The sequence below is a fragment of the Streptomyces sp. 142MFCol3.1 genome, assembly GCF_000424945.1.
In the GTDB taxonomy this organism is placed as follows: domain Bacteria; phylum Actinomycetota; class Actinomycetes; order Streptomycetales; family Streptomycetaceae; genus Streptomyces; species Streptomyces siamensis.
The window spans coordinates 379,158-399,408 of sequence record NZ_AUKV01000002.1 but is presented as its reverse complement, the minus strand read 5'-3'; the positions used below and the strand labels follow the sequence as shown (position 1 = coordinate 399,408).

Sequence of the window (20,251 nt, the reverse complement as noted above, 5' to 3'; positions counted from 1 at the left end):
GGATCCGGTTCCGGTGAACGCGAGCGGCGTGCAGATCCGAAGAGCCCGAGACGGGGGGCGGTTCCGATGAGACCGAACGGGGTGTGTTTCACGTGAAACTACCGGGCCATGATGCGATCGCCCGCCAGGCGGGCGAACATCTCGTGACCCATCGGGTGAAGCTCCCGCGGAAAGTCGTGGAACGCCCGATCCGCCAGGTCGTCAAACGTCTGGCGATGGCTCTGGCGCTGCTGATCGCCACGGCGGTGATCGTCTGGGCGGACAGGGACGGGTACAACGACAGCTCGGACGGCTCCGTCGATTTCCTGGACGCCCTGTACTACGCGACCGTCACCCTCTCCACCACGGGATACGGCGACATCACCCCGGTCAGCGACGCCGCCCGGCTCACCAACATCTTCGTCATCACGCCGCTGCGTGTGCTGTTCCTGATCATCCTGGTCGGCACCACGCTGGAAGTCCTCACGGAACGGACCCGTGAGGAGTGGCGGCTGAACCGCTGGAGGGCGGCCTTGAGGGATCACACCGTCGTTGTGGGTTTCGGGACCAAGGGACGGTCGGCCATCGAGACCGTCTGTGCGACCGGGCTGAAGAAGGAACAGGTCGTGGTCGTCGACCCGAGCTCCAGGGTGATCGAGGCGGCGACGGCCGACGGCTACGCCGGAGTGATCGGCGATGCGACGCGCAGCGATGTGCTGATGCGGGCGGAGGTCCACAAGGCGCGGCAGATCATCATCGCCACCCAGCGGGACGACACCGCCGTACTGGTCACGCTGACCGCCCGGCAGCTCAACCGCTCGGCGAAGATCGTCGCAGCGGTGCGGGAGGAGGAGAACGCGCCGCTGCTCCAGCAGTCCGGCGCCGATGCCGTCATCACCAGCGCCAGCGCCGCGGGCCGACTGCTCGGGCTCTCGGTGCTCAGCCCCGCCGCGGGCATGGTCATGGAGGACCTCATCCAGCAGGGCACCGGCCTCGACATCGTCGAACGGCCGGTCATAAAGGCCGAGGTGGGCAAGGGTGTACGCGAGACGGACGACTTGGTGGTGAGTGTCGTACGGGGACACCGGGTGCTCGGCTACGACGATCCGGCCGTCGGAGCCCTCCAGTTGACGGACCGTCTCATCACCATCGCGCGGGCCACCCCCGGAACCCGGGTCACCCCCGACATCCGGCCGCTGCCGCGGACCTGAGCCGCCGGCACCCGGCCCGGACGGCCGGTCGGGTCCGGTGACGCCGCGCGCCGCGGCCGAGCCGCGCCGCCGCGTTCCCGAGGAGTAGCGTCCCCCTCATGTACGCGATCACGATTCCTGAACCTGGTGGGCCCGAGGCGCTGGTGTGGGGCGAGGTCCCGGACCCCGTACCCGCCGATGGAGAAGTGCTGGTGGAGGTGGCGGCCAGCGCCGTCAACCGTGCCGATCTGCTGCAGCGGCAGGGCCTGTACGACCCGCCGCCCGGGGCGTCCCCGTACCCCGGACTCGAATGCTCGGGCCGTGTCGTCGCCCTCGGCCCCGGCGTCTCGGGCTGGGCGGTCGGCGACGAGGTGTGCGCGCTGCTCGGGGGCGGTGGATACGCGCAGAAGGTCGTCGTGCCGGCCGGGCAGCTGCTGCCCGTGCCCGCGGACCTGGACGTCCGGCAGGCCGCCGCGCTCCCGGAGGTGACCTGCACCGTCTGGTCGAACGTCTTCATGGTGGCCCACCTGCGCCCCGGCGAGACCCTGCTGGTGCACGGCGGATCCAGCGGCATCGGCACCATGGCGATCCAGCTGGCGAAGGCGGTCGGCGCGAGGGTCGCGGTGACGGCGGGCAGCAAGGAGAAGCTCGACTTCTGTGCCGAACTCGGCGCGGACATCCTGATCAATTACCGCGAACAGGACTTCGTCGAGGAGATCAAGCAGGCCACGGACGGTGGGGGCGCCGATGTCATCCTCGACAACATGGGTGCCAAGTACCTCGACCGGAACGTGCGGGCCCTCGCCGTCAACGGACGGCTCGCGATCATCGGCATGCAGGGCGGCCTCAAGGGCGAGCTGAACATCGCCACGCTCCTCAACAAGCGTGCCGCCATCAGCGCGACCTCGCTGCGCGCCCGTCCGCTCGGGGAGAAGGCGGCCATCGTGGCGGCGGTGCGGGAGCATGTGTGGCCGCTGATCGACTCCGGTCACGTACGGCCGATCGTCGACCGTGAGCTGCCGATGAGCGAAGCGGCGGAGGGCCACCGGGTCCTGGAGGCCGGCGGGCACATCGGAAAGGTGCTGCTCGTGGCCTCCTAGCGACCACTCGGCCGGCGCGGGGCGCGTCACGGGGCTCCTGCCGTTCACGGAGCACGTGTCGCCCACTGACCCTGTGCCGCTCACGAGGACCGTACTGGTCACGGACCTTGTCCCGTTTCACGGGGCTCGCGGCGTTCACGGGCTCGTCCCGCAGGGCTCCGCCGTTCGGGTCACCTCCCGCTCGGCCGGGCCCGCACCGGCCCGCCTCGCGAGGTTCCGCGATACGGGTCGCGCCTCGTGCGGGGCCCCGCGCCGTGGGAGCCCGTCTCAGCGGACGCGGACCCGCAGGGCCAGGAAGGCCAGGCCGAGCCCGAGGCCGATGAGGATGAGACCGCTGCCCAGCGGCAGGATCTCGAGCACCGGCTCGGACTCGGGGGCGGGGTGCGCGACGTTCTGCGGCTCGGACGCCGCCTCGCTGCGTGACGGCTCGGGGGCGATGCCCGCCGCCGAGCTGTCCGGGACGGCGGCCTCGGGATCGCCGCTCGGGTCCGTGTCGGCGCCGGTGTCGGTGTCGGTGTCGCCGTACGTGTGCTCCGTGTCCTCGTCCGCGGTGTTCCCGGTCTCGTCGGTGTCCTCCGTGTCCCCCGTGTCCTCGGTGTCGGAGGCGTCCGAGGGGTCCGGGTCCGGACGCCCGGGGCGGACACGTCCCTCGCCCGCCAGACTCCCCGCGCGGGAGGAGTCGGCGCTCGGGGCGGACCTCGTGGCGCGCGGCGTTGGGCTGTCGGTGGACGCGGCGGGGTCCGCGGACCTGGACGCGGAGGCGGAGGCGGTGGCGTGCGTCGTGGGGTCCCCGGACCGGGGCGCGGAGGCACTGCCGTCCGGAGTGGGGGCGGCGTACGGGGCCGGGCCGGGCGCGTGCGGGACGGGCGCGGCGGCGTACGAGGGGTGGTGGCCGGCGGCGGTCAGGATGACCAGCAGCAGTCCGGCCGTGTGCAGGGTTCGAAGCCATGGAGTCACACCGGTGACCCCCTCCCGGTACGGTACGGGTCGCGGAAGTCGGACGGGATCAGCCTCACATGACGCGGTGCGCACGGCATCTCGACGGAGCGTGACGGCCCACACCGGTGTGTGAACGGAGCGTGGTCGCCCGGTCCGCGGGAATCTCCACGGAGCGTGACCGGTGACCGCCGTGACATGTCGACGGACCGTGACCGTCGCCCGGCACGCGGTGGAAGACCGAGGCCGCGTACGGGGTGGATCATCCGGCGCGGGGGGCACCACCGTGATGGGGTGGAGGCGTGCGAGAGAATGGCGGCATGGAGATGCCGAGGAACGACAGGTCGCCGGAGAACCCTCAGATCCTGGTCGTCGGCCAGGACGGGATGGCTCTCGGCGGCACCGGAGACGAGGACTCCCGCGAGGTCCCGGTGACGGAGATGGTGGAACAGCCGGCCAAGGTGATGCGCATCGGCAGCATGATCAAGCAGCTGCTGGAGGAGGTGCGTGCCGCACCTCTGGACGAGGCCAGCCGGGTGCGGCTCAAGGAGATCCACGCGAGCTCCGTGAAGGAACTGGAGGACGGCCTGGCGCCGGAACTCGTCGAGGAACTGGAGCGGCTCTCCCTGCCCTTCGCGGACGAGGCGACCCCCAGCGATGCCGAACTGCGGATCGCGCAGGCTCAGTTGGTGGGCTGGCTGGAGGGACTCTTCCACGGGATCCAGACGACGCTGTTCGCGCAGCAGATGGCGGCCAGGGCCCAGTTGGAGTCGATGCGCCGCGCTCTCCCGCCCGGGGTCGGCGGTGTCGAGGGGGACGAGGACCCTCGCTCCGGCGGCCGTTCCGGAGGACCGTACCTGTAGGCCCAGGCTTCACCCCTGACGAGACGGAACGGGCCCGGCACCTCGGTGCCGGGCCCGTTCCGTCTCGTCAGGGGGCGTGCCGGGGTCAGGCCGGGTCGCCCGAGGAGACCTTGAGCTCGATCTCGGGCATGTTCTTCGGGTCGACGTCCGTGTCGGCGGAGGGGAACTGATCCATGATCGTGTCCTCGCCGTAGGTGTTCTCGTCGACGCGGGTCACCTTCATCTGCCAGCCGGCGGCCTGGAAGCAGGACTTCACCGACTTCAGGTTCTTGTACTGGAAGTCCGGTACCTGGATCTTGTCCGGATCGTCGTAGGACTCCTGGGGGTCGGTGCACTTCTCCGTCTCGATCGTCTTCGACGTGTCCGGACCCTTGTGCCCCGCCACCACGGTCGGCGACTTGCTGGCGCCACCGCCGCCCTTGTTGTCGTCGCTGCCGCCGTTCATCGCGAGCGCCGTGATCAGGCCGCCGATCGCGACGAGAGCCACCACGATCGACCCGATGACGATGCCGCGGTTGCTCTTGCGGCCGGAGCCGCCCGAGACGGGCGACGAGGTCTGGGGCGACAGGTTGTACGGCGGGGGCGTCGATGTGCCCTGCTGCGGGGAGTACGCGGAGGTCTGCGGGGGCGACTGGTAGCCGCCCTGCTGCGGATAGCCGTAGGCGGGGGACGGCGTCGGTGCCGGGGTCGGCGTGCCGTACGGGCCCGGCTGGTACGGCGTCTGCACGGGGCCCGGAGCCGGGGTGCCCTGGTCGACGGGCGGGAAGACGGCGGAGCCGACGCCAGCGCCGCTCGACGTCTGGGCGCCCGGCACGATGCTCGGCGCGACGGCGTGGAACGACTGGGCCACGCGCAGGCACTCGTCGCGCATCGACTCGGCGCTGGGGAAGCGCTCGTTCGGGTTCTTCTTCAGGGCGCGGGCGACCAGCGCGTCCACCGCCGGGGGCAGCGAGCGGTTGACCGAGGAGGGCGCGACCGGCTCCTCCTGGACGTGCGCGTAGGCGATGGCCAGCGGCGAGTCCGCCTCGAACGGCAGGCGTCCGGTGACCAGTTGGAACAGCATGATGCCGACGGAGTACAGGTCGGACCGGGCGTCCACGCCGCGGCCGAGCGCCTGCTCCGGGGAGAGGTACTGCGGGGTGCCGACGACCATGCCGGTCTGCGTCATCGAGGTGACCCCGGACTGCATGGCGCGGGCGATGCCGAAGTCCATCACCTTGACGACGTTGCGCTTCGTCATCATGACGTTGCCCGGCTTGATGTCGCGGTGGACCAGGCCCATCTCGTGGCTGATCTCCAGCGCGGCCAGCACGTCCGCGGTGATCTTCAGGGCCTTGTCGGCGGGCATCGCCCCGTACTGCTGGATGTCCGCGTCGAGGACCGAGCCGAGCGGCTTGCCCTCGATGTACTCCATGACGATGTACGGGGTGGTCATGCCGTCGAGGTCGTCCTCGCCGGTGTCGAAGACCGAGACGATGTTGGTGTGCGTGAGCTTGGCCACCGACTGGGCCTCGCGCCGGAACCGCTCGCGGAACGCCTGTTCACGGCCGAGCTCGGTGTGCAGGGTCTTGATCGCGACCTGTCGGTCGAGCACCGAGTCGTACGCGAGGTGCACCGAGGCCATGCCGCCCTCGCCGAGCAGATCGCGCAGCTGGTAGCGGCCGCCGGCGACCGCACGCCCCGCGTACCGGCCCTGTGCGCCGTCCTGGCTCATGTTCTGCGTCCCCCATCGGCGCGGCGGCAGCGGCTGGTTGCTCCCGCGGTCCGTGATCGATTGTCCGGCGCGACTGCTGCGATGCGACCGGTCTTCGGTGATCGATTGGCTTATTCCCGGCCAAGTCTGCCCCAGGGCACCGACACGTCAAGTTCGGTGCCCGTTCCGTGACCGTCTGCGAAAGAAGCGTCGCGGAAGCGTTACAGCCGGCGTACGCCCGGTACACAGAATTTGCACGCGTGGACCCGCGCCGGGTTTGATGGCCGGTCCCTCTCACTTTCATCCCGGACCGGCGCCTTGCGCAGAGCCTGTAGCGTGGCCCGACGGAGACCGTAACAACCACCGCGCAGACCGCGGGCAGAAACGACGGCGAGGACCGATGGCACAGCAGCAGCGCGCTCAGGGCCCGTCCGACCCCGAGGCGACTGGCGGCGGTATGTCAGATGCGCCGGAGATGTGGGGTAACGGCGGGCTGGTCGGCGACGGCCGATATCGGCTGACCCGCAGACTCGGCCGGGGCGGCATGGCCGAGGTGTTCGCGGCCGAGGACGTGCGCCTCGGACGCACCGTCGCGGTCAAGCTGCTCCGCTCCGACCTGGCCGAGGACCCGGTGTCCAAGGCCCGCTTCACGCGTGAGGCCCAGTCGGTCGCCGGGCTCAACCACCATGCGGTCGTGGCGGTGTACGACTCCGGCGAGGACGTGGTCGGCCACGGCGTCGTCCCGTACATCGTGATGGAGATCGTCGAGGGCCGGACGATCCGGGATCTGCTGATCAACGCCGAGGCCCCCGGCCCCGAGCAGGCGCTGATCATCGTCTCCGGGGTCCTGGAGGCGCTCGCCTACTCGCACCAGCACGGCATCGTGCACCGCGACATCAAGCCGGCGAACGTCATCATCACCAACACCGGCGCGGTGAAGGTGATGGACTTCGGCATCGCCCGCGCCCTGCACGGCGCGCAGTCGACGATGACCCAGACCGGCATGGTCATGGGCACCCCGCAGTACCTCTCCCCGGAGCAGGCGCTCGGCAAGGCCGTCGACCACCGTTCCGACCTGTACGCGACCGGCTGCCTCCTGTACGAACTCCTCGCGCTGCGGCCCCCGTTCACCGGCGAGACGCCGCTGTCCGTGGTCTACCAGCACGTCCAGGACATTCCGGTGCCCCCGTCCGAGGCCTCGGACGCGGCTCCGCCGGAGCTCGACGGGCTGGTCATGCGCTCACTCGCCAAGGAGCCGGACGACCGGTTCCAGACGGCCGAGGAGATGCGCGGGCTCGTCCAGTACGCCCTCCAGATGCTCTACGACCAGGGCGGGCACACCGGTACCTGGAACACCGGCCCCGTCACCATGCACGAGGGTCTGCACACCCCGGCCTCCGGTTTCGCCGGCACGACGGCGCTGCCGCATCCCGGGGAGTCGGGCACCACGCAGATCCCCGCGCCGATCATCCCGCCCTACGGCGGCGGGGACGACGGCGGTTTCGAGGGGCACGGCAACCGCGGCAGCGGCCGCGGCAAGCTGTGGATGCTCGCGGTCCTCGCGGTGATCGCGATCGCGGCGGGTGTCGCGCTCGCCCTGAACAAGACCGGCGGTGAGGCGGGCGGAGGCACGGACACCACGAAGTCGCCGAGCGCCACGCACTCCCGCACGGACGACCGGTCGAGCGAGGCGCCGAGCGACGAGGCCACCGACGAGGAGACGGACACGTCCACCGAGGACTCGTCGAGCACCGGCGGCGACCCCGACTACACACCGTCGTACACGCCCTCCGCGAGCGACACCGCCCAGCCGACGGACGAGCCGACGGACGAGCCGACCAAGACGACGCCGACCACCGAGGAGCCGACGGAGGACCCGGCGACGCCGACGGAGGACCCGACGGAGACCGTCGACCCGACGGAGGGCGGCACCGGGGCCACCGACGGGGTGGGTCTTTGACCGTGACCGTCCGGGGCTGATGGCCCCGGGGCGAGGAGACCGTCCACGCGCGCGTGCGGCCCGGAAACGGGCGGCACGCGCGCGTGCGGCTGCGGAGCGTCCTGGACCGCCGGTCATCCCGCGAACGCCTCGCACACGGACTCGTACGCCCGCGTCCACCACATCACCAGAGCCGAGGCCGCGGGGAACTGCGGGTCGGCACGGGCGTCCCCGCGCTCGTAGTGCCAGCGAAGCATCCAGAAGTCGTTGAGGCGCTCCCACCACACACGGTGCACGGCGGCGGCGAGTTCGGCGGGCCCGGCGTCCGCGGTGCGCCGGTACGCGCGCGCGTAGGCCCGCACTTTCGTCAGGTCGAGCGAACCGATCGGCCGTACGAAGAAGATCACCGCGGCACGTACCGCCTCCTCGGCGCGGGGCTGGACGCCCAGCCGGTCCCAGTCGACGATCGCGGCCGGTTCCCCGTCGCGGTAGAGCAGGTTGAAGGGGTGGAAGTCACCGTGCACCCAGCCGACCGAACCGCCGTGCGGGGGACGGCGGTCGGCGTGCCGTTCCAGCAGGGCCCGCCTCTCCAGGAGCCGGTGCCGGGCGAGCTCGTCGAAGGCGTCGGCGGGGCGGTGGCGTCTCACCATGGCGAGCAGCCGGTCGATGAGCGCGAAGGTGTCGGCGGGATCGGCGCAGGCCGCCCGCCTCGCGGGCGTGCGCCCCTGTGCCGGCATCACCCGCTCCAGACCGGCGTGTACGACGCCCAGGAGCGCCCCCAGGCGTGCGCACTGCTCGGTGCTGAGCTGTCCGCCGTGCCGGTGCCCTCCGTCGATCCACGGGTGCAGGGCGTACGCGTGGCCCCCGACCACGGCGACCGTGCGCCCGTCGGCGCCGGCCAGCGGCGGGGCGACGGGGACGCCCAGGTCGGCGAGGCGCTGGGTCGCCCGGTGCTGGCGGGCGATCGCGGCGGGGTCGGCGGTCTCCGGGTCGAAGTGGTGTTTCAGGAAGTACCGGCCCCGGGTGGTGCACAGCCGGTAACCGCGATTCAGCAGCCCCTGGTCGACGGGGTCGCAGGTGAGCGCGGAACCGGCGGAGTACTGGCGGAGGAGGGCGCCCAAGGGGGGCGCGTGAGACAGGAGGGGTGGTACGGATGAGCCCGGCACGCGCCAGATCGTAGGGCACGAGCAGGGGCTCTGACCTCGCGCTTGTCACACACAGTCGTGTTCGATCACGTGAGGGTCACAGAACGTGCCGGAACCGCCGTTCCAGGCCACTGTCCGTCGAGTGGACGGTGCAGAGCTGCGGCTCGATGCCCAGGTAGACCGGCTGGTACGGCTCGCCGCCGGCCAGGGGCGGCACCGGCCCGAAGAGCTCCAGCTGGGCCGCGGTCGGCTCGACCGGCTGGCACCGCCCCACGATCTGCACGGACCACAGGGCCTCGCCGGGCCGCGCGGAGCCCACGTTGTCGGTGCCGTACGCGACGACGCTGCCGGCGCAGGCGTCCGGACAGCCGAAGCTGCGGGACATGCGCAGCAGGACGCGCCCGTCCGAGACGATGTGGCGGGCGAGCGCGAGGAGCGGCAGCGCGCGCTTGCTGGTGGCCACACGGCCGTACTCGGCGCTGCCGATCAGGTGCACGGCGAGGCGGTCGGTGGGGGACTGTCCGGCGGGGGACCGCTCGATGCGGGACCGCGTGGCGGTGGAAGGCTCTCCGGCGGGCTGGTCGTCGGCATACCTCGTGTCGGCGCGCCGTTCGTCGGTGGGCATGCCCCCCAATCTCCGGCACCCGAGGGGCGGCGAAAAAGAGGCGCCAGCCCCTCATGTGGGGGCCATAAGTCCCGAATGGGCGGCCGGCGGCGCGAGCCGGCCGGGTCCGCGCTCAGCGACTCTGCTGCCGTTCCGCCTGTTTGCGGGCCACATAGGCGGCGGCCTGCGAGCGCCGCTCCATGCCCAGCTTGGCCAGCAGGCTCGACACGTAATTCTTGATCGTTTTCTCGGCGAGGTGGAGCCGCTCACCGATGGCGCGGTTGGTGAGTCCCTCGCCGATCAGGTCGAGGATCCTGCGTTCCTGATCGGTGAGCTGCGCGAGCCTGCCGTCCTCCTTGGTGCCGCCGTCGCGCAGCCGCGCCATAACGCGGGCCGTGGCCACCGGGTCGAGCAGGGACTTCCCCGACGCGACATCGCGGACGGCGGACAGGAGCTCGTCGCCGCGGATGTCCTTCAGGACGTACCCCGAGGCCCCGGCCATGATCGCGTCGAACAGGGCCTCGTCGTCGGCGAACGAGGTCAGCATCAGACACTTGATGTCCTCGTCCCGGGACCGGATCTCGCGGCAGACCTCCACACCGCTGCCGTCCGGCAGGCGTACGTCCAGGACGGCGACGTCCGGGCGGGTGGCCGGAATCCGCACCAGCGCGTCGGCCGCGGTACCGGCCTCGCCGACCACTTCGATGTCCTCCTCGACGGACAGCAGCTCATGGACGCCACGCCGGACGACCTCATGGTCGTCGAGGAGAAATACGGTGATTTTCCCGGTTTGGTGCACGGTGTCAGTGTCACACATGGTCATGGGCATTGCCCCAAGTGAACTCTTCCCGTCGCCGGGGTGGCCGGGATAACGTGCCCGTGTTCCGGCCCCCTGCAAGGCCTGTGACCAGTGCTGTGACCAGCAGGTGTTCCCCACGACTTGATGTAGTAGGAATTCCAAGTTTGAAAGTACTTGGAATTCCTACAAAAATCGCAGGTCAGGAGGGGTTTCACAGAATTGTGAAGCACTGGGTAACGTGGCTGTTGCAGGGCGCTCGCCGGGGCACCTGTCACGCCTGTTCCCGGCCGAGTGGCACCCACCCCGTGCACGGGAACCGGAACAGGCGAGCCGCTCCCCCGAGCTCGGAAAAGGGCAAGGGGGATCCCCAGCCACCCGGCAACCCCGGGGGCCGGACCGACGGAGGAGCACACGTGACCGTGGAGAGCACTGCCGCGCGCAAGCCGCGAAGCAGCGCCGGTACGAAGAGCGCCGCGAGCACCGGGACGACCGGTACGAAGAGCGCCGGCGCGACCGGCAGGAAGACCGCCGCGAGCAAGCGCACCGGCGCGGCCGCCAAGAAGTCGCCCGGCGCGACGGGCGCCGGGCCCGAGCTCGTTCAGCTGCTGACCCCGGAGGGCAAGCGGGTCAAGGACGCCACGTACGACCCGTACGTCGCCGACATCACCCCCGACGACCTGCGCGGCCTGTACCGGGACATGGTGCTGACCCGCCGCTTCGACGCCGAGGCCACCTCCCTCCAGCGCCAGGGCGAGCTGGGCCTGTGGGCCTCGCTGCTCGGCCAGGAGGCCGCCCAGATCGGTTCCGGGCGGGCCACCCGCGAGGACGACTACGTCTTCCCGACCTACCGCGAGCACGGCGTCGCCTGGTGCCGCGGGGTCGACCCGACCAACCTGCTCGGCATGTTCCGGGGTGTGAACAACGGCGGCTGGGACCCGAACAGCAACAACTTCCACCTGTACACGATCGTCATCGGCTCGCAGACGCTGCACGCCACCGGCTACGCCATGGGCGTCGCCAAGGACGGCGCGGACTCGGCCGTGATCGCGTACTTCGGTGACGGCGCCTCCAGCCAGGGCGACGTCGCCGAGTCCTTCACCTTCTCCGCGGTCTACAACGCCCCCGTCGTGTTCTTCTGCCAGAACAACCAGTGGGCCATCTCCGAGCCGACCGAGAAGCAGACCCGCGTGCCGCTCTACCAGCGGGCGCAGGGCTTCGGCTTCCCCGGCGTCCGCGTCGACGGCAACGACGTGCTGGCCTGCCTCGCGGTCACCAAGTGGGCGCTGGAGCGCGCCCGCCGCGGCGAGGGCCCCACCCTCGTCGAGGCGTACACGTACCGCATGGGCGCGCACACGACCTCCGACGACCCGACGAAGTACCGGGCCGACGAGGAACGCGAGGCGTGGGAGGCGAAGGACCCGATCCTGCGCCTGCGCACCTACCTGGAGGCCTCGAACCACGCGGACGAGGCATTCTTCGCGGAACTCGAGGCCGAGAGCGAAGCGTTGGGCAAGCGAGTACGCGAAGTCGTACGGGCCATGCCCGACCCGGACCACTTCGCCATCTTCGAGAACGTGTACGCGGACGGGCACGCGCTCGTCGACGAGGAGCGAGCCCAGTTCGCCGCCTACCAGGCGTCGTTCGCGGACGCAGGGGAGGGCAAGTAACGATGGCTGCGGAAAAGATGGCGCTGGCCAAGGCGATCAACGAATCGCTGCGCACGGCCCTCGACGCCGACCCCAAGGTCCTCATCATGGGCGAGGACGTCGGCAAGCTCGGTGGTGTCTTCCGGGTGACCGACGGTCTGCAGAAGGACTTCGGCGAGGAGCGGGTCATCGACACCCCGCTCGCCGAGTCCGGCATCGTCGGCACCGCGATCGGCCTGGCCCTGCGCGGCTACCGCCCGGTCGTGGAGATCCAGTTCGACGGCTTCGTCTTCCCGGCGTACGACCAGATCGTCACGCAGCTCGCCAAGATGCACGCGCGGGCGCTCGGCAAGATCAAGCTCCCCGTCGTGATCCGTATCCCGTACGGCGGCGGCATCGGTGCCGTCGAGCACCACTCCGAGTCCCCCGAGGCGCTCTTCGCGCACGTGGCGGGACTGAAGGTGGTCTCCCCGTCGAACGCGAGCGACGCCTACTGGATGATGCAGCAGGCCATCCAGAGCGACGACCCGGTGATCTTCTTCGAGCCGAAGCGGCGCTACTGGGACAAGGCCGAGGTCAACACCGAGGCGATCCCCGGCCCGCTGCACACGGCACGCGTGGTGCGCGAGGGCGCCGACCTGACCCTCGCCGCGTACGGACCGATGGTGAAGGTCTGCCTGGAGGCCGCCGCGGCGGCCGAGGAGGAGGGCAAGTCGATCGAGGTCCTGGACCTGCGCTCGATGTCCCCCATCGACTTCGACTCCGTCCAGGCCTCGGTCGAGAAGACCCGTCGCCTGGTCGTGGTGCACGAGGCCCCGGTCTTCCTCGGTACGGGCGCGGAGATCGCCGCCCGGATCACCGAGCGGTGCTTCTACCATCTGGAGGCACCCGTCCTGCGGGTCGGCGGCTATCACGCCCCCTACCCGCCGGCGCGCCTGGAGGAGGAGTACCTTCCGGGCCTGGACCGGGTGCTCGACGCCGTCGACCGCTCACTGGCGTACTGAGGAGAGGGTCGTGACGACGATGACTGAGAACGCGTCGGGGCTCCGCGAGTTCAAGATGCCCGACGTGGGCGAGGGGCTCACCGAGGCGGAGATCCTCAAGTGGTACGTCCAGGTCGGTGACACCGTCACCGACGGCCAGGTCGTCTGCGAGGTCGAGACCGCCAAGGCCGCCGTGGAGCTGCCCATCCCGTTCGACGGTGTGGTCCGCGAACTCCGTTTCCCCGAGGGGGTGACGGTGGACGTGGGCCAGGTGATCATCGCGGTGGACGTGTCCGGCGGTGCCGCGGAGGCTCCCGCACCGGCCGCGGCCCCCGAGGTCGCCGCTGAGGCTCCCGCCGCCGAGGAACCCAAGTCCGAGGGCCGCAAGCCGGTCCTCGTCGGGTACGGCGTCGCCGAGTCCTCCACCAAGCGCCGCCCCCGCAAGGGCACCGAAGTCCCGGCCCAGCAGGCCGAGTTCCATGCGGCCACGGCGATCCAGGGCGAGCTCAACGGCCACGGCCAGGCCGCCAAGGGGCGTCCGCTGGCCAAGCCCCCGGTCCGCAAGCTCGCCAAGGACCTCGGCGTCGACCTGGCGACGGTCACCCCGTCGGGGCCGGACGGCATCATCACGCGCGAGGACGTGCACGCGGCGGTGGCCCCGGCCCCCGCTCCGGCGCCCGTTGTGACGGAGGCCCCGGCTCCCGTCCCGGCCCAGGCGCCCGCGCCGGCCGTCGCCTACGACGCGGCGCGCGAGACCCGGATCCCGGTCAAGGGCGTCCGCAAGGTCACGGCGGCGGCGATGGTCGGCTCGGCGTTCACCGCGCCGCACGTCACCGAGTTCGTGACGGTCGACGTGACGCGCACGATGAAGCTCGTCGAGGAGATCAAGCAGTCCCCCGAGGTCTACGGCATGCAGGGGCTGCGGGTGAACCCGCTGCTGCTCATCGCCCGGGCCCTGCTGGTCGCGATCAAGCGCAACCCCGAGGTCAACGCGTCCTGGGACGAGGCCAACCAGGAGATCGTCCAGAAGCACTACGTGAACCTGGGCATCGCCGCCGCCACGCCCCGCGGACTGATCGTCCCGAACATCAAGGACGCGCACGGCAAGACGCTGCCCCAGCTGGCCGAGTCGCTGACGGAGCTGGTGTCCACGGCGCGCGAGGGCAAGACGTCGCCCGCCGCGATGCAGGGCGGCACCGTCACCATCACGAACGTCGGTGTCTTCGGGGTCGACACGGGCACGCCGATCCTCAACCCCGGCGAGTCCGCGATCCTCGCGGTCGGTGCGATCAAGCTCCAGCCCTGGGTGCACAAGGGCAAGGTCAAGCCCCGCCAGGTCACCACACTGGCGCTCTCCTTCGATCACCGCCTGGTCGACGGCGAGCTGGGCTCCAAGGTGCTCGCCGATGTGGCGGCGATCCTGGAGCAGCCGAAGCGGCTGATCAGCTGGGCGTGACCCGGAACGCCTGAAGGGGCGCCCCTCTCGATGGAGACGGGCGCCCCTTTGGCGTATATGAGCCAAGCTGCGAATTCCCCTACATTTCCCGATCTTCGGCTGCCTAAGATCACCTCCGTCGGGCGGTACGACCAACCACCCGGCGCAGGGCGGGGGGAAAGCGGGGGAAGGGGCTGCGGACGTGCCGAACTCCGCGCGCCCGGCCGGGATTCGAAGATCCCGGCACCGAACCGTCATCCCGTATGTGCCCGCCGACGCGGAAATGCTGCGGCGGGCCCACTCTTACGGACGTGGGCCCTTCTCGAAAGGAATTCCCTTGACGGTCGGAAAGTCTCTCGCCACGTTCGCGCTCGTGGGCGGCGCGCTCGCCGGCGGCATCGCCTTCGCTTCCCCGGCGGCCGCGGTGAGCAGCTGCTCGGACGCGTTCACCCACCAGTTCGACATCATCTTCCCGGGCCAGAAGCCCGAGACTACGTACTACATAGAGAATTGTGCCGACGTCACCTCGGGGAAGGTGACCGCGTCGAGCAACGTCACCTGGAACATCGTCGACGACCAGGTGATCGACAACGGCAAGAGGTTCACCTCGTTCAAGATCACCACGCGGGTCGAGTCGCGCTCCGACTCGGGCGGCAGCGACACCGTCGTCGCGTCGAAGACGTGCGACTGGACGTCCCTGTTCAACAGCGACTACTCGGGCCCCGGGGAGCCCGGTCCCGCGAGCACCTGCACCGTGCCGTCGGTGACGTACAACAAGGACCTGTACTGGTCCTCGGACTCGACCGTCGTCTACGACATCGAGGGTGACGGCAAGGGCGCGATCACCAAGGATCTCTACGGCTCGCCCCTCATGCACGGCTGACCCGGAACGGCCTGACCGGGAGCGTCCGGCCGGGAACGGCGAAGGGGCCCGCCGCGTTCCGCGGCGGGCCCCTTCTCGCTCGTGTGCGGTTCTACCTGGCGAAGCCGTAGGTGAGCAGCTTCTTGGCGTCCGAGGTGCGGGCGGTGATCGAGGTGGAGGCGAGCACCGTGCCGATGACCGTCTTGCCGTTGCGGGTGGCGGCGAAGACCAGGCAGTACTTGGCCTCGGGGCCGGAGCCGGTCTTGACGCCGATCGTGCCGCTGTAGCCGGTCAGCAGCGGCTTGTTGGTGTTCTCCCAGTCGTAGTAGCGGTAGCCGCCGCTCTTGGTGGTGGCCTTCTGCCGGGTGTTCTGCGTCTTCACGATCGTCTTGAACGTGGAGTTCTTCATCGCGCTGCTGGCGAGCTTCGTCAGGTCGCGCGGCGTCGAGTAGTTGGAGCCGTGGCCGATGCCGTCGAACGAGTCGAAGTGCGTGTTCGTCAGGCCGAGGCTGCGCGCGCTGGAGTTCATCTTGCCGATGAACGACTTCACGCGGGCGGCGCGGGTCGTGCCGGTGCCGAACTTGTCGGCGAGGGCGTACGCGGCGTCGCAGCCGGAGGGCAGCATCAGCCCGTACAGGAGCTGACGGACGGTGACCTTGTCGCCGACGATCAGGTGGGCCTGGGAGGCGTTGTTGGCGACGACGTAGTCGCTGTACGCCTTCTGGATCGTGACCTTGGCGTCGAGGTTCAGGTTCGACTGGGCCAGCACCACCTTGGCCGTCATGATCTTGGTGGTGGAGCCGGTGGAACGCCTGGTGTCCGCGGCCTTGGTGTAGAGGGTCGTGCCCGTGCCGTTGTTCATCACATAGCCGCCCTTGGCGGCGATCGTGGGCGTGGTCACGGCGCCCGCGGGTGCCGCGCCGAAGGCTCCGGCCGCCAGGACGGCGCCGGTCGTGACGGTCACAGCGGCGGCCCTGCGGAAACGCGTGCCCTTAATGCCGGTAATCAAAATGAACGCTCCGAATGCGCGAAATGCCCCTGGGAGGTCGGCACATGAGAGTGCCGTCTCACGTACGGACTCATGAGGCGCGCAAAGGGATGTATGGAGAGGGGCAGGAATTTTGTGACCCGGGTTACATGAGGGGGCTCCGGGGTCCGCATGCTGAAACGTCCGGCGGCATGCGTACGTGTTGTATCTATGATGTGCGCATGTCTTCAGCCCCGCCCGCGCCCGCCGGCCCGCACGTGCACGACTCCGCCGACCGGCCCGCCGAGCGGGCGCAGCAGGACGTGAAGCAGCCCGTGAAGCAGCCGCCCGCCGCCGACCGCGTGTACGCACACGTCAAGCAGGCCGTGCTGGAACGCCGTTACGAGGGCGGCACGCTGCTCACCGAGGGCGAGCTCGCCGAGGCCGTGGGCGTCTCCCGCACACCCGTGCGCGAGGCCCTGCTGCGCCTGGAGGTCGAAGGACTCATCAGGCTCTACCCGAAGAAGGGCGCGCTCGTCCTGCCCGTCTCCGCCCAGGAGATCGCGGACGTCGTCGAGACCCGCCAGCTCGTCGAGGAGCACGCCGCGCGCAAGGCGCTCCCCGCGCCGCCGCAGCTCATCGCCCGGCTGGAGGAACTCCTCGAACGGCAGAAGAAGCAGGCCGCCGCCGGAGACCTGGCGGGAGCCGCCGTCACCGACCGCTGCTTCCACGCCGAGATCGTCCGCAGCGGCGGCAACGAGATCCTCTCCCGGCTCTACGACCAGCTCCGCGACCGGCAGTTGAGGATGGGAGTCGCCGTGATGCACGCCCACCCCGACCGGATCACCAAGACGCTCGCCGAGCACGAGGAGATCCTCGAAGCGCTGCGCTCCGGTGACGCCGAGGCCGTCGTCGGCATCATCCATCGGCACGTCAGCTGGTTCTCCAACCTGGCACGGGGCGAAGTCCGATGAGCACCGCGACCCTTCCCGGCGACCCGCCCGGCGGGCGGCGCGCGATCGCAGTCTGGGGCATAGGCGTCGCCGTCTACTTCGTCGCCGTCATCTTCCGGACCTCACTGGGAGTGGCGGGCCTCGACGCGGCGGACCGCTTCCACGTCAACGCCTCGGCGCTGTCCACCTTCTCGATCCTCCAGCTCCTCGTGTACGCGGGCATGCAGATACCCGTCGGCCTGCTGGTCGACCGGCTCGGCACCAAGAAGGTGCTGACCATCGGCGTCCTGCTGTTCACCGCGGGACAGCTGGGCTTCGCCTTCTCCCCCTCCTACGGCACGGCCCTCGCCTCGCGCGCGCTGCTCGGCTGCGGTGACGCGATGACCTTCATCAGCGTGCTGCGGCTCGGCACCCGCTGGTTCCCCGCCCGCCGCGGCCCGCTGGTCGCGCAGCTCGCCGGCCTGGTCGGCATGGCCGGCAACCTCGTCTCGACCCTCGTCATCGCGCGGCTGCTGCACGGGGTCGGCTGGACGGCCGCGTTCGCGGGCAGCGCGCTCGCCGGAGCCGTCGTGCTGGTGCTCCTGCTGCTGTTCCTGAAGGACCACCCCGAGGGCCACGACCCGGAGCCCTTCCCGCACCGGGGCGCCGCGTACGTGCGCCGGCAGATCGCCGCGTCCTGGCGGGAGCCCGGCACCCGGCTCGGGATGTGGGTGCACTTCACGACGCAGTTCCCGGCGATGGTGTTCCTGCTGCTGTGGGGCCTGCCGTTCCTCGTCGAGGCACAGGGACTCTCGCGCGCGACCGCCGGCGAACTGCTGACGCTCGTCGTGCTCTCCAACATGGTGGTCGGCCTCATCTACGGGCAGATCGTCGCCCGGCACCACTCGGCACGGCTGCCGCTGGCACTCGGCACGGTGGCCGCGACCGCGGTCGTCTGGGCCGGCACGCTCGCCTGCCCCGGGGACCGGGCGCCGATGTGGGTGCTCATCGTGCTGTGCACCGTGCTGGGGGCCTGCGGCCCGGCCTCGATGATCGGCTTCGACTTCGCCCGGCCGGCCAACCCGCCCGAGCGGCAGGGCACCGCGTCCGGCATCACCAACATGGGAGGTTTCGTCGCCTCCATGACGACCCTGCTGGCCATCGGCGTGCTGCTCGACGCGACCGGCGACAACTACCGCGTGGCCTTCGCCGCCGTGTTCGTCCTCCAGGCCGTCGGACTGAGCCAGATCTTCCGGCTCCGCGGGCGGGTGGCCCGGCGCGAGCGGGAACGGCTGGTCGCCAGCCGGGTGGAGACGGTGCACGTGCCGGCCTAGACCACCCGATCGGGACGTTCTGCCCCGGCCGGGGACGGCCCCGGCCGGACGGGCGGGGCCGCCTACGGGGTGACCGCGAAGTTCCGCAGGATGGCCGCCGACAGATCCGGGTCGCCCTCGGTCTTGATGCGGTCGGCGACGGCGTCGGGGTGAACACGGCCGCAGGCCAGCCGGACGAACGTCTCCCAGTCCAGGGAGAGCGAGGCGGCGGGGCCGAGGGAGGGGGCGCCGTCTATCGTGCCGCGGCCGTCGGCGTCGACGCGGACCGTGCGCAGGAACTCGACGGGACCGTGGACGTCGAAGACCACCGCGGAGTTCACGGGAGCGCCGGCGTCCTTCGCGACGATCTTCGGCAGCGCCGCGAGGAGCTGGTCACGGACGATGGACGCGCCCGGGGAGTCGAGGTTGCCCGGCCGGCCCAGCGCCGTACGCAGGTCCTGCTCGTGCACCCACACGTCGAACGCGCGGTTCCGCATGGCCTGTTCGAGGGTGACCTCGGTGCCGAGGGGGCCGCGCACCTTGCTGTCGGGCTGCCTGGTCTCGTTCCGCAACTGCCGGTTGCGGCGGATGATCGTGTACTCCAGCTCGGAGGTCATCTCCGGCGCGGTGTGGTGGCGCCGCACGTCGACCTGCATCTCCATGTACCGCTGGTGCTCGTTCGTCACGTGGTACAGGTCACGGGGGAGCGTGTGGATCGGCCGCGGGTCGCCGAGCATCTCGCAGTCCAGCCCGATGACATGCGACACGATGTCGCGCACGGACCAGCCCGGGCAGGGGGTCCGCCGGTTCCACTCGCCCTCCACGAGCGGCTGCACCAGCTCTGATATCGCTTCGATCGAGTGGGTCCAGGCGTCGGCGTAGGACTGAAGGCTGGGATGCAGACTCACGGAACGGGACCCCTCGGGCGGTTGGACGCGGGCAGTGCACAGGCAGCGGGTGTCTTGGGACGCTAAGTTACGCTGCTGTGAGGCACCCCGGCAGTGCTTTCGTGTGACGATCGTAGGCCCGTATCGACGGCTCGAATGCCAGGACGGTGGTAGTGTGCGCGCCTCTCTCCTCCAGATCGACGTAAACGAGGCGGAATCGGTCGAATCGCGTCGGCAGCGTGTCGCGTCTCTCGTACGAGAACAAGCCGGAGCCGACCTCGTCGTGCTGCCCGAGCTGTGGACGACCGGCGCCTTCGCCTACGAAGGGTTCCGGACCGAGGCCGAACCGCTGGAGGGACCCACCCACGAGGTGATGGCCGAGGCGGCGAGCGACGCGGGCGTCTGGCTGCACGCCGGCTCCATCCCCGAGCGGGACCCCGAAGGCCCCCTCTACAACACGTCCCTCGTCTTCTCGCCCTCCGGTGAACTCGCCGCCTCGTACCGGAAGATCCACCGCTTCGGCTTCGACAAGGGCGAGGCCGTGCTGATGGGCGCCGGATCGGAACTGGTGACGGTCCGTCTGCCCGAGACCGTGCTCGGCGTCGCCACCTGCTACGACCTCCGCTTCCCCGAGCTCTTCCGCGGACTCGTCGATGCCGGCGCGGAGACCCTCGTGCTCTCGGCCGGCTGGCCCGAACGGCGCCGCTCCCACTGGACACTGCTCGCACAGGCACGCGCCGTCGAGAACCAGGCCTACGTCCTCGCGTGCGGAACGGCCGGCACGCACGCCGAAGTCGCCCAGGCCGGCCACTCGCTCGTCGTCGACCCGTGGGGAGAGGTCCTCGCCGAGGCCGGCGCCGGTGAGGAGGTCCTCACCGTGGACTTCGACCCCGCCAAGGTCGCGGACACGCGAGAGCAGTTCCCCGCGCTCAAGGACCGCCTGCTGGGGCTGGACACACCCCGGCGACAGGCCTGACG

The 20,251-nt window shown here is 70.6% G+C and carries 18 protein-coding genes; 11 read left to right on the top strand and 7 right to left on the bottom strand.

Going from position 1 to position 20,251, the window contains the following annotated elements; all coding sequences use genetic code 11:
- Positions 1-83: 83 nt before the first annotated feature.
- Positions 84-1,190, top strand: coding sequence for a potassium channel family protein (locus tag H305_RS0104330; protein ID WP_078628865.1), 1,107 nt, complete (start codon positions 84-86; stop codon positions 1,188-1,190).
- A 98-nt stretch (positions 1,191-1,288) separates the two neighbouring features.
- Positions 1,289-2,269 carry an NAD(P)H-quinone oxidoreductase gene (locus H305_RS0104325; protein ID WP_028799334.1) on the top strand — a complete coding sequence of 327 codons (981 nt, stop codon included), beginning with the start codon at positions 1,289-1,291 and terminating at the stop codon, positions 2,267-2,269.
- A 267-nt stretch (positions 2,270-2,536) separates the two neighbouring features.
- On the opposite strand, the gene H305_RS53220 is transcribed toward H305_RS0104325, so the two are convergent.
- A complete protein-coding gene (locus tag H305_RS53220) occupies positions 2,537-3,226 on the bottom strand; it encodes a hypothetical protein (RefSeq protein ID WP_051370357.1) in 690 nt (229 codons plus the stop codon).
- Between the two features lie 299 nt (positions 3,227-3,525).
- On the opposite strand from H305_RS53220, the gene H305_RS0104315 reads away from it, so the two are divergent.
- A complete protein-coding gene (locus H305_RS0104315) occupies positions 3,526-4,068 on the top strand; it encodes a bacterial proteasome activator family protein (RefSeq protein ID WP_028799333.1) in 543 nt (180 codons plus the stop codon).
- An 85-nt stretch (positions 4,069-4,153) separates the two neighbouring features.
- Here H305_RS0104315 and H305_RS0104310 read toward each other — a convergent pair whose 3' ends face one another.
- A complete protein-coding gene (locus H305_RS0104310) occupies positions 4,154-5,782 on the bottom strand; it encodes a protein kinase domain-containing protein (RefSeq protein ID WP_028799332.1) in 1,629 nt (542 codons plus the stop codon).
- 379 nt (positions 5,783-6,161) lie between these two features.
- Here H305_RS0104310 and H305_RS0104305 point away from each other — a divergent pair, with 379 nt between their 5' ends.
- A complete protein-coding gene (locus tag H305_RS0104305; RefSeq protein WP_028799331.1) occupies positions 6,162-7,721 on the top strand; it encodes a protein kinase domain-containing protein in 1,560 nt (519 codons plus the stop codon).
- 113 nt (positions 7,722-7,834) lie between these two features.
- On the opposite strand, the gene H305_RS0104300 is transcribed toward H305_RS0104305, so the two are convergent.
- The 3 genes from H305_RS0104300 to H305_RS0104290 form a co-directional block, all read right to left on the bottom strand.
- On the bottom strand, positions 7,835-8,839 hold the full coding sequence (locus H305_RS0104300; RefSeq protein WP_028799330.1) for a phosphotransferase: 1,005 nt from the start codon (positions 8,837-8,839) through the stop codon (positions 7,835-7,837).
- 103 nt (positions 8,840-8,942) lie between these two features.
- Positions 8,943-9,470, bottom strand: coding sequence for a pyridoxamine 5'-phosphate oxidase family protein (locus tag H305_RS0104295; protein WP_078628864.1), 528 nt, complete (start codon positions 9,468-9,470; stop codon positions 8,943-8,945).
- Between the two features lie 112 nt (positions 9,471-9,582).
- Positions 9,583-10,248 (bottom strand): response regulator, encoded by a 666-nt coding sequence (locus H305_RS0104290; RefSeq protein ID WP_028799328.1) that lies wholly within the window; start codon positions 10,246-10,248, stop codon positions 9,583-9,585.
- A 413-nt stretch (positions 10,249-10,661) separates the two neighbouring features.
- Between H305_RS0104290 and pdhA the strand changes: the two genes are divergently transcribed.
- The 4 genes from pdhA (at position 10,662) to H305_RS44420 (ending at position 15,195) form a co-directional block, all read left to right on the top strand.
- On the top strand, positions 10,662-11,915 hold the full coding sequence (gene pdhA, locus H305_RS0104285; RefSeq protein ID WP_028799327.1) for a pyruvate dehydrogenase (acetyl-transferring) E1 component subunit alpha: 1,254 nt from the start codon (positions 10,662-10,664) through the stop codon (positions 11,913-11,915).
- Between the two features lie 2 nt (positions 11,916-11,917).
- Entirely contained in the window at positions 11,918-12,898 is a 981-nt protein-coding gene (locus H305_RS0104280; RefSeq protein WP_028799326.1) for an alpha-ketoacid dehydrogenase subunit beta, read from the top strand.
- A 10-nt stretch (positions 12,899-12,908) separates the two neighbouring features.
- Complete coding sequence (locus H305_RS0104275; protein ID WP_028799325.1) at positions 12,909-14,333, top strand: dihydrolipoamide acetyltransferase family protein; 1,425 nt, start codon at positions 12,909-12,911, stop codon at positions 14,331-14,333.
- A gap of 316 nt (positions 14,334-14,649) precedes the next feature.
- Positions 14,650-15,195, top strand: a complete 546-nt coding sequence (locus tag H305_RS44420; RefSeq protein ID WP_051370356.1) for a hypothetical protein — start codon at positions 14,650-14,652, stop codon at positions 15,193-15,195.
- A gap of 91 nt (positions 15,196-15,286) precedes the next feature.
- Here the strand turns inward: H305_RS44420 and H305_RS0104265 are convergent, their stop codons facing one another.
- Positions 15,287-16,183: a D-alanyl-D-alanine carboxypeptidase family protein gene (locus tag H305_RS0104265; protein WP_028799324.1), complete on the bottom strand. Its 897-nt coding sequence runs from the start codon at positions 16,181-16,183 to the stop codon at positions 15,287-15,289.
- Positions 16,184-16,383: 200 nt separating this feature from the next.
- Between H305_RS0104265 and H305_RS0104260 the strand changes: the two genes are divergently transcribed.
- Together H305_RS0104260 and H305_RS0104255 are read left to right on the top strand one after the other, a co-directional pair.
- Positions 16,384-17,115, top strand: a complete 732-nt coding sequence (locus H305_RS0104260; RefSeq protein ID WP_420708014.1) for a GntR family transcriptional regulator — start codon at positions 16,384-16,386, stop codon at positions 17,113-17,115.
- Complete coding sequence (locus H305_RS0104255; protein WP_028799322.1) at positions 17,112-18,407, top strand: MFS transporter; 1,296 nt, start codon at positions 17,112-17,114, stop codon at positions 18,405-18,407. The genes H305_RS0104260 and H305_RS0104255 overlap by 4 nt, the downstream gene beginning before the upstream one ends.
- A 62-nt stretch (positions 18,408-18,469) precedes the next feature.
- Here H305_RS0104255 and H305_RS0104250 read toward each other — a convergent pair whose 3' ends face one another.
- On the bottom strand, positions 18,470-19,294 hold the full coding sequence (locus tag H305_RS0104250) for a maleylpyruvate isomerase family mycothiol-dependent enzyme (RefSeq protein ID WP_028799321.1): 825 nt from the start codon (positions 19,292-19,294) through the stop codon (positions 18,470-18,472).
- A gap of 154 nt (positions 19,295-19,448) precedes the next feature.
- Between H305_RS0104250 and H305_RS0104245 the strand changes: the two genes are divergently transcribed.
- The gene (locus tag H305_RS0104245) at positions 19,449-20,249 is read left to right on the top strand and encodes a carbon-nitrogen family hydrolase (RefSeq protein WP_028799320.1); all 801 of its coding nucleotides are present in this window, start codon (positions 19,449-19,451) and stop codon (positions 20,247-20,249) included.
- Positions 20,250-20,251 lie beyond the last annotated feature (2 nt).

Coding starts and splice junctions, on each gene's coding strand:
- H305_RS0104315 (WP_028799333.1), top strand. CDS start 3,526: ATGGAGATGCCGAGGAACGACAGGTCGCCGGAGAACCCTCAGATCCTG.
- H305_RS0104255 (WP_028799322.1), top strand. CDS start 17,112: ATGAGCACCGCGACCCTTCCCGGCGACCCGCCCGGCGGGCGGCGCGCG.
- H305_RS0104260 (WP_420708014.1), top strand. CDS start 16,384: ATGTCTTCAGCCCCGCCCGCGCCCGCCGGCCCGCACGTGCACGACTCC.
- H305_RS0104310 (WP_028799332.1), bottom strand. CDS start 5,782: ATGAGCCAGGACGGCGCACAGGGCCGGTACGCGGGGCGTGCGGTCGCC.
- H305_RS0104325 (WP_028799334.1), top strand. CDS start 1,289: ATGTACGCGATCACGATTCCTGAACCTGGTGGGCCCGAGGCGCTGGTG.
- H305_RS0104305 (WP_028799331.1), top strand. CDS start 6,162: ATGGCACAGCAGCAGCGCGCTCAGGGCCCGTCCGACCCCGAGGCGACT.
- H305_RS0104295 (WP_078628864.1), bottom strand. CDS start 9,470: ATGCCCACCGACGAACGGCGCGCCGACACGAGGTATGCCGACGACCAG.
- H305_RS0104280 (WP_028799326.1), top strand. CDS start 11,918: ATGGCTGCGGAAAAGATGGCGCTGGCCAAGGCGATCAACGAATCGCTG.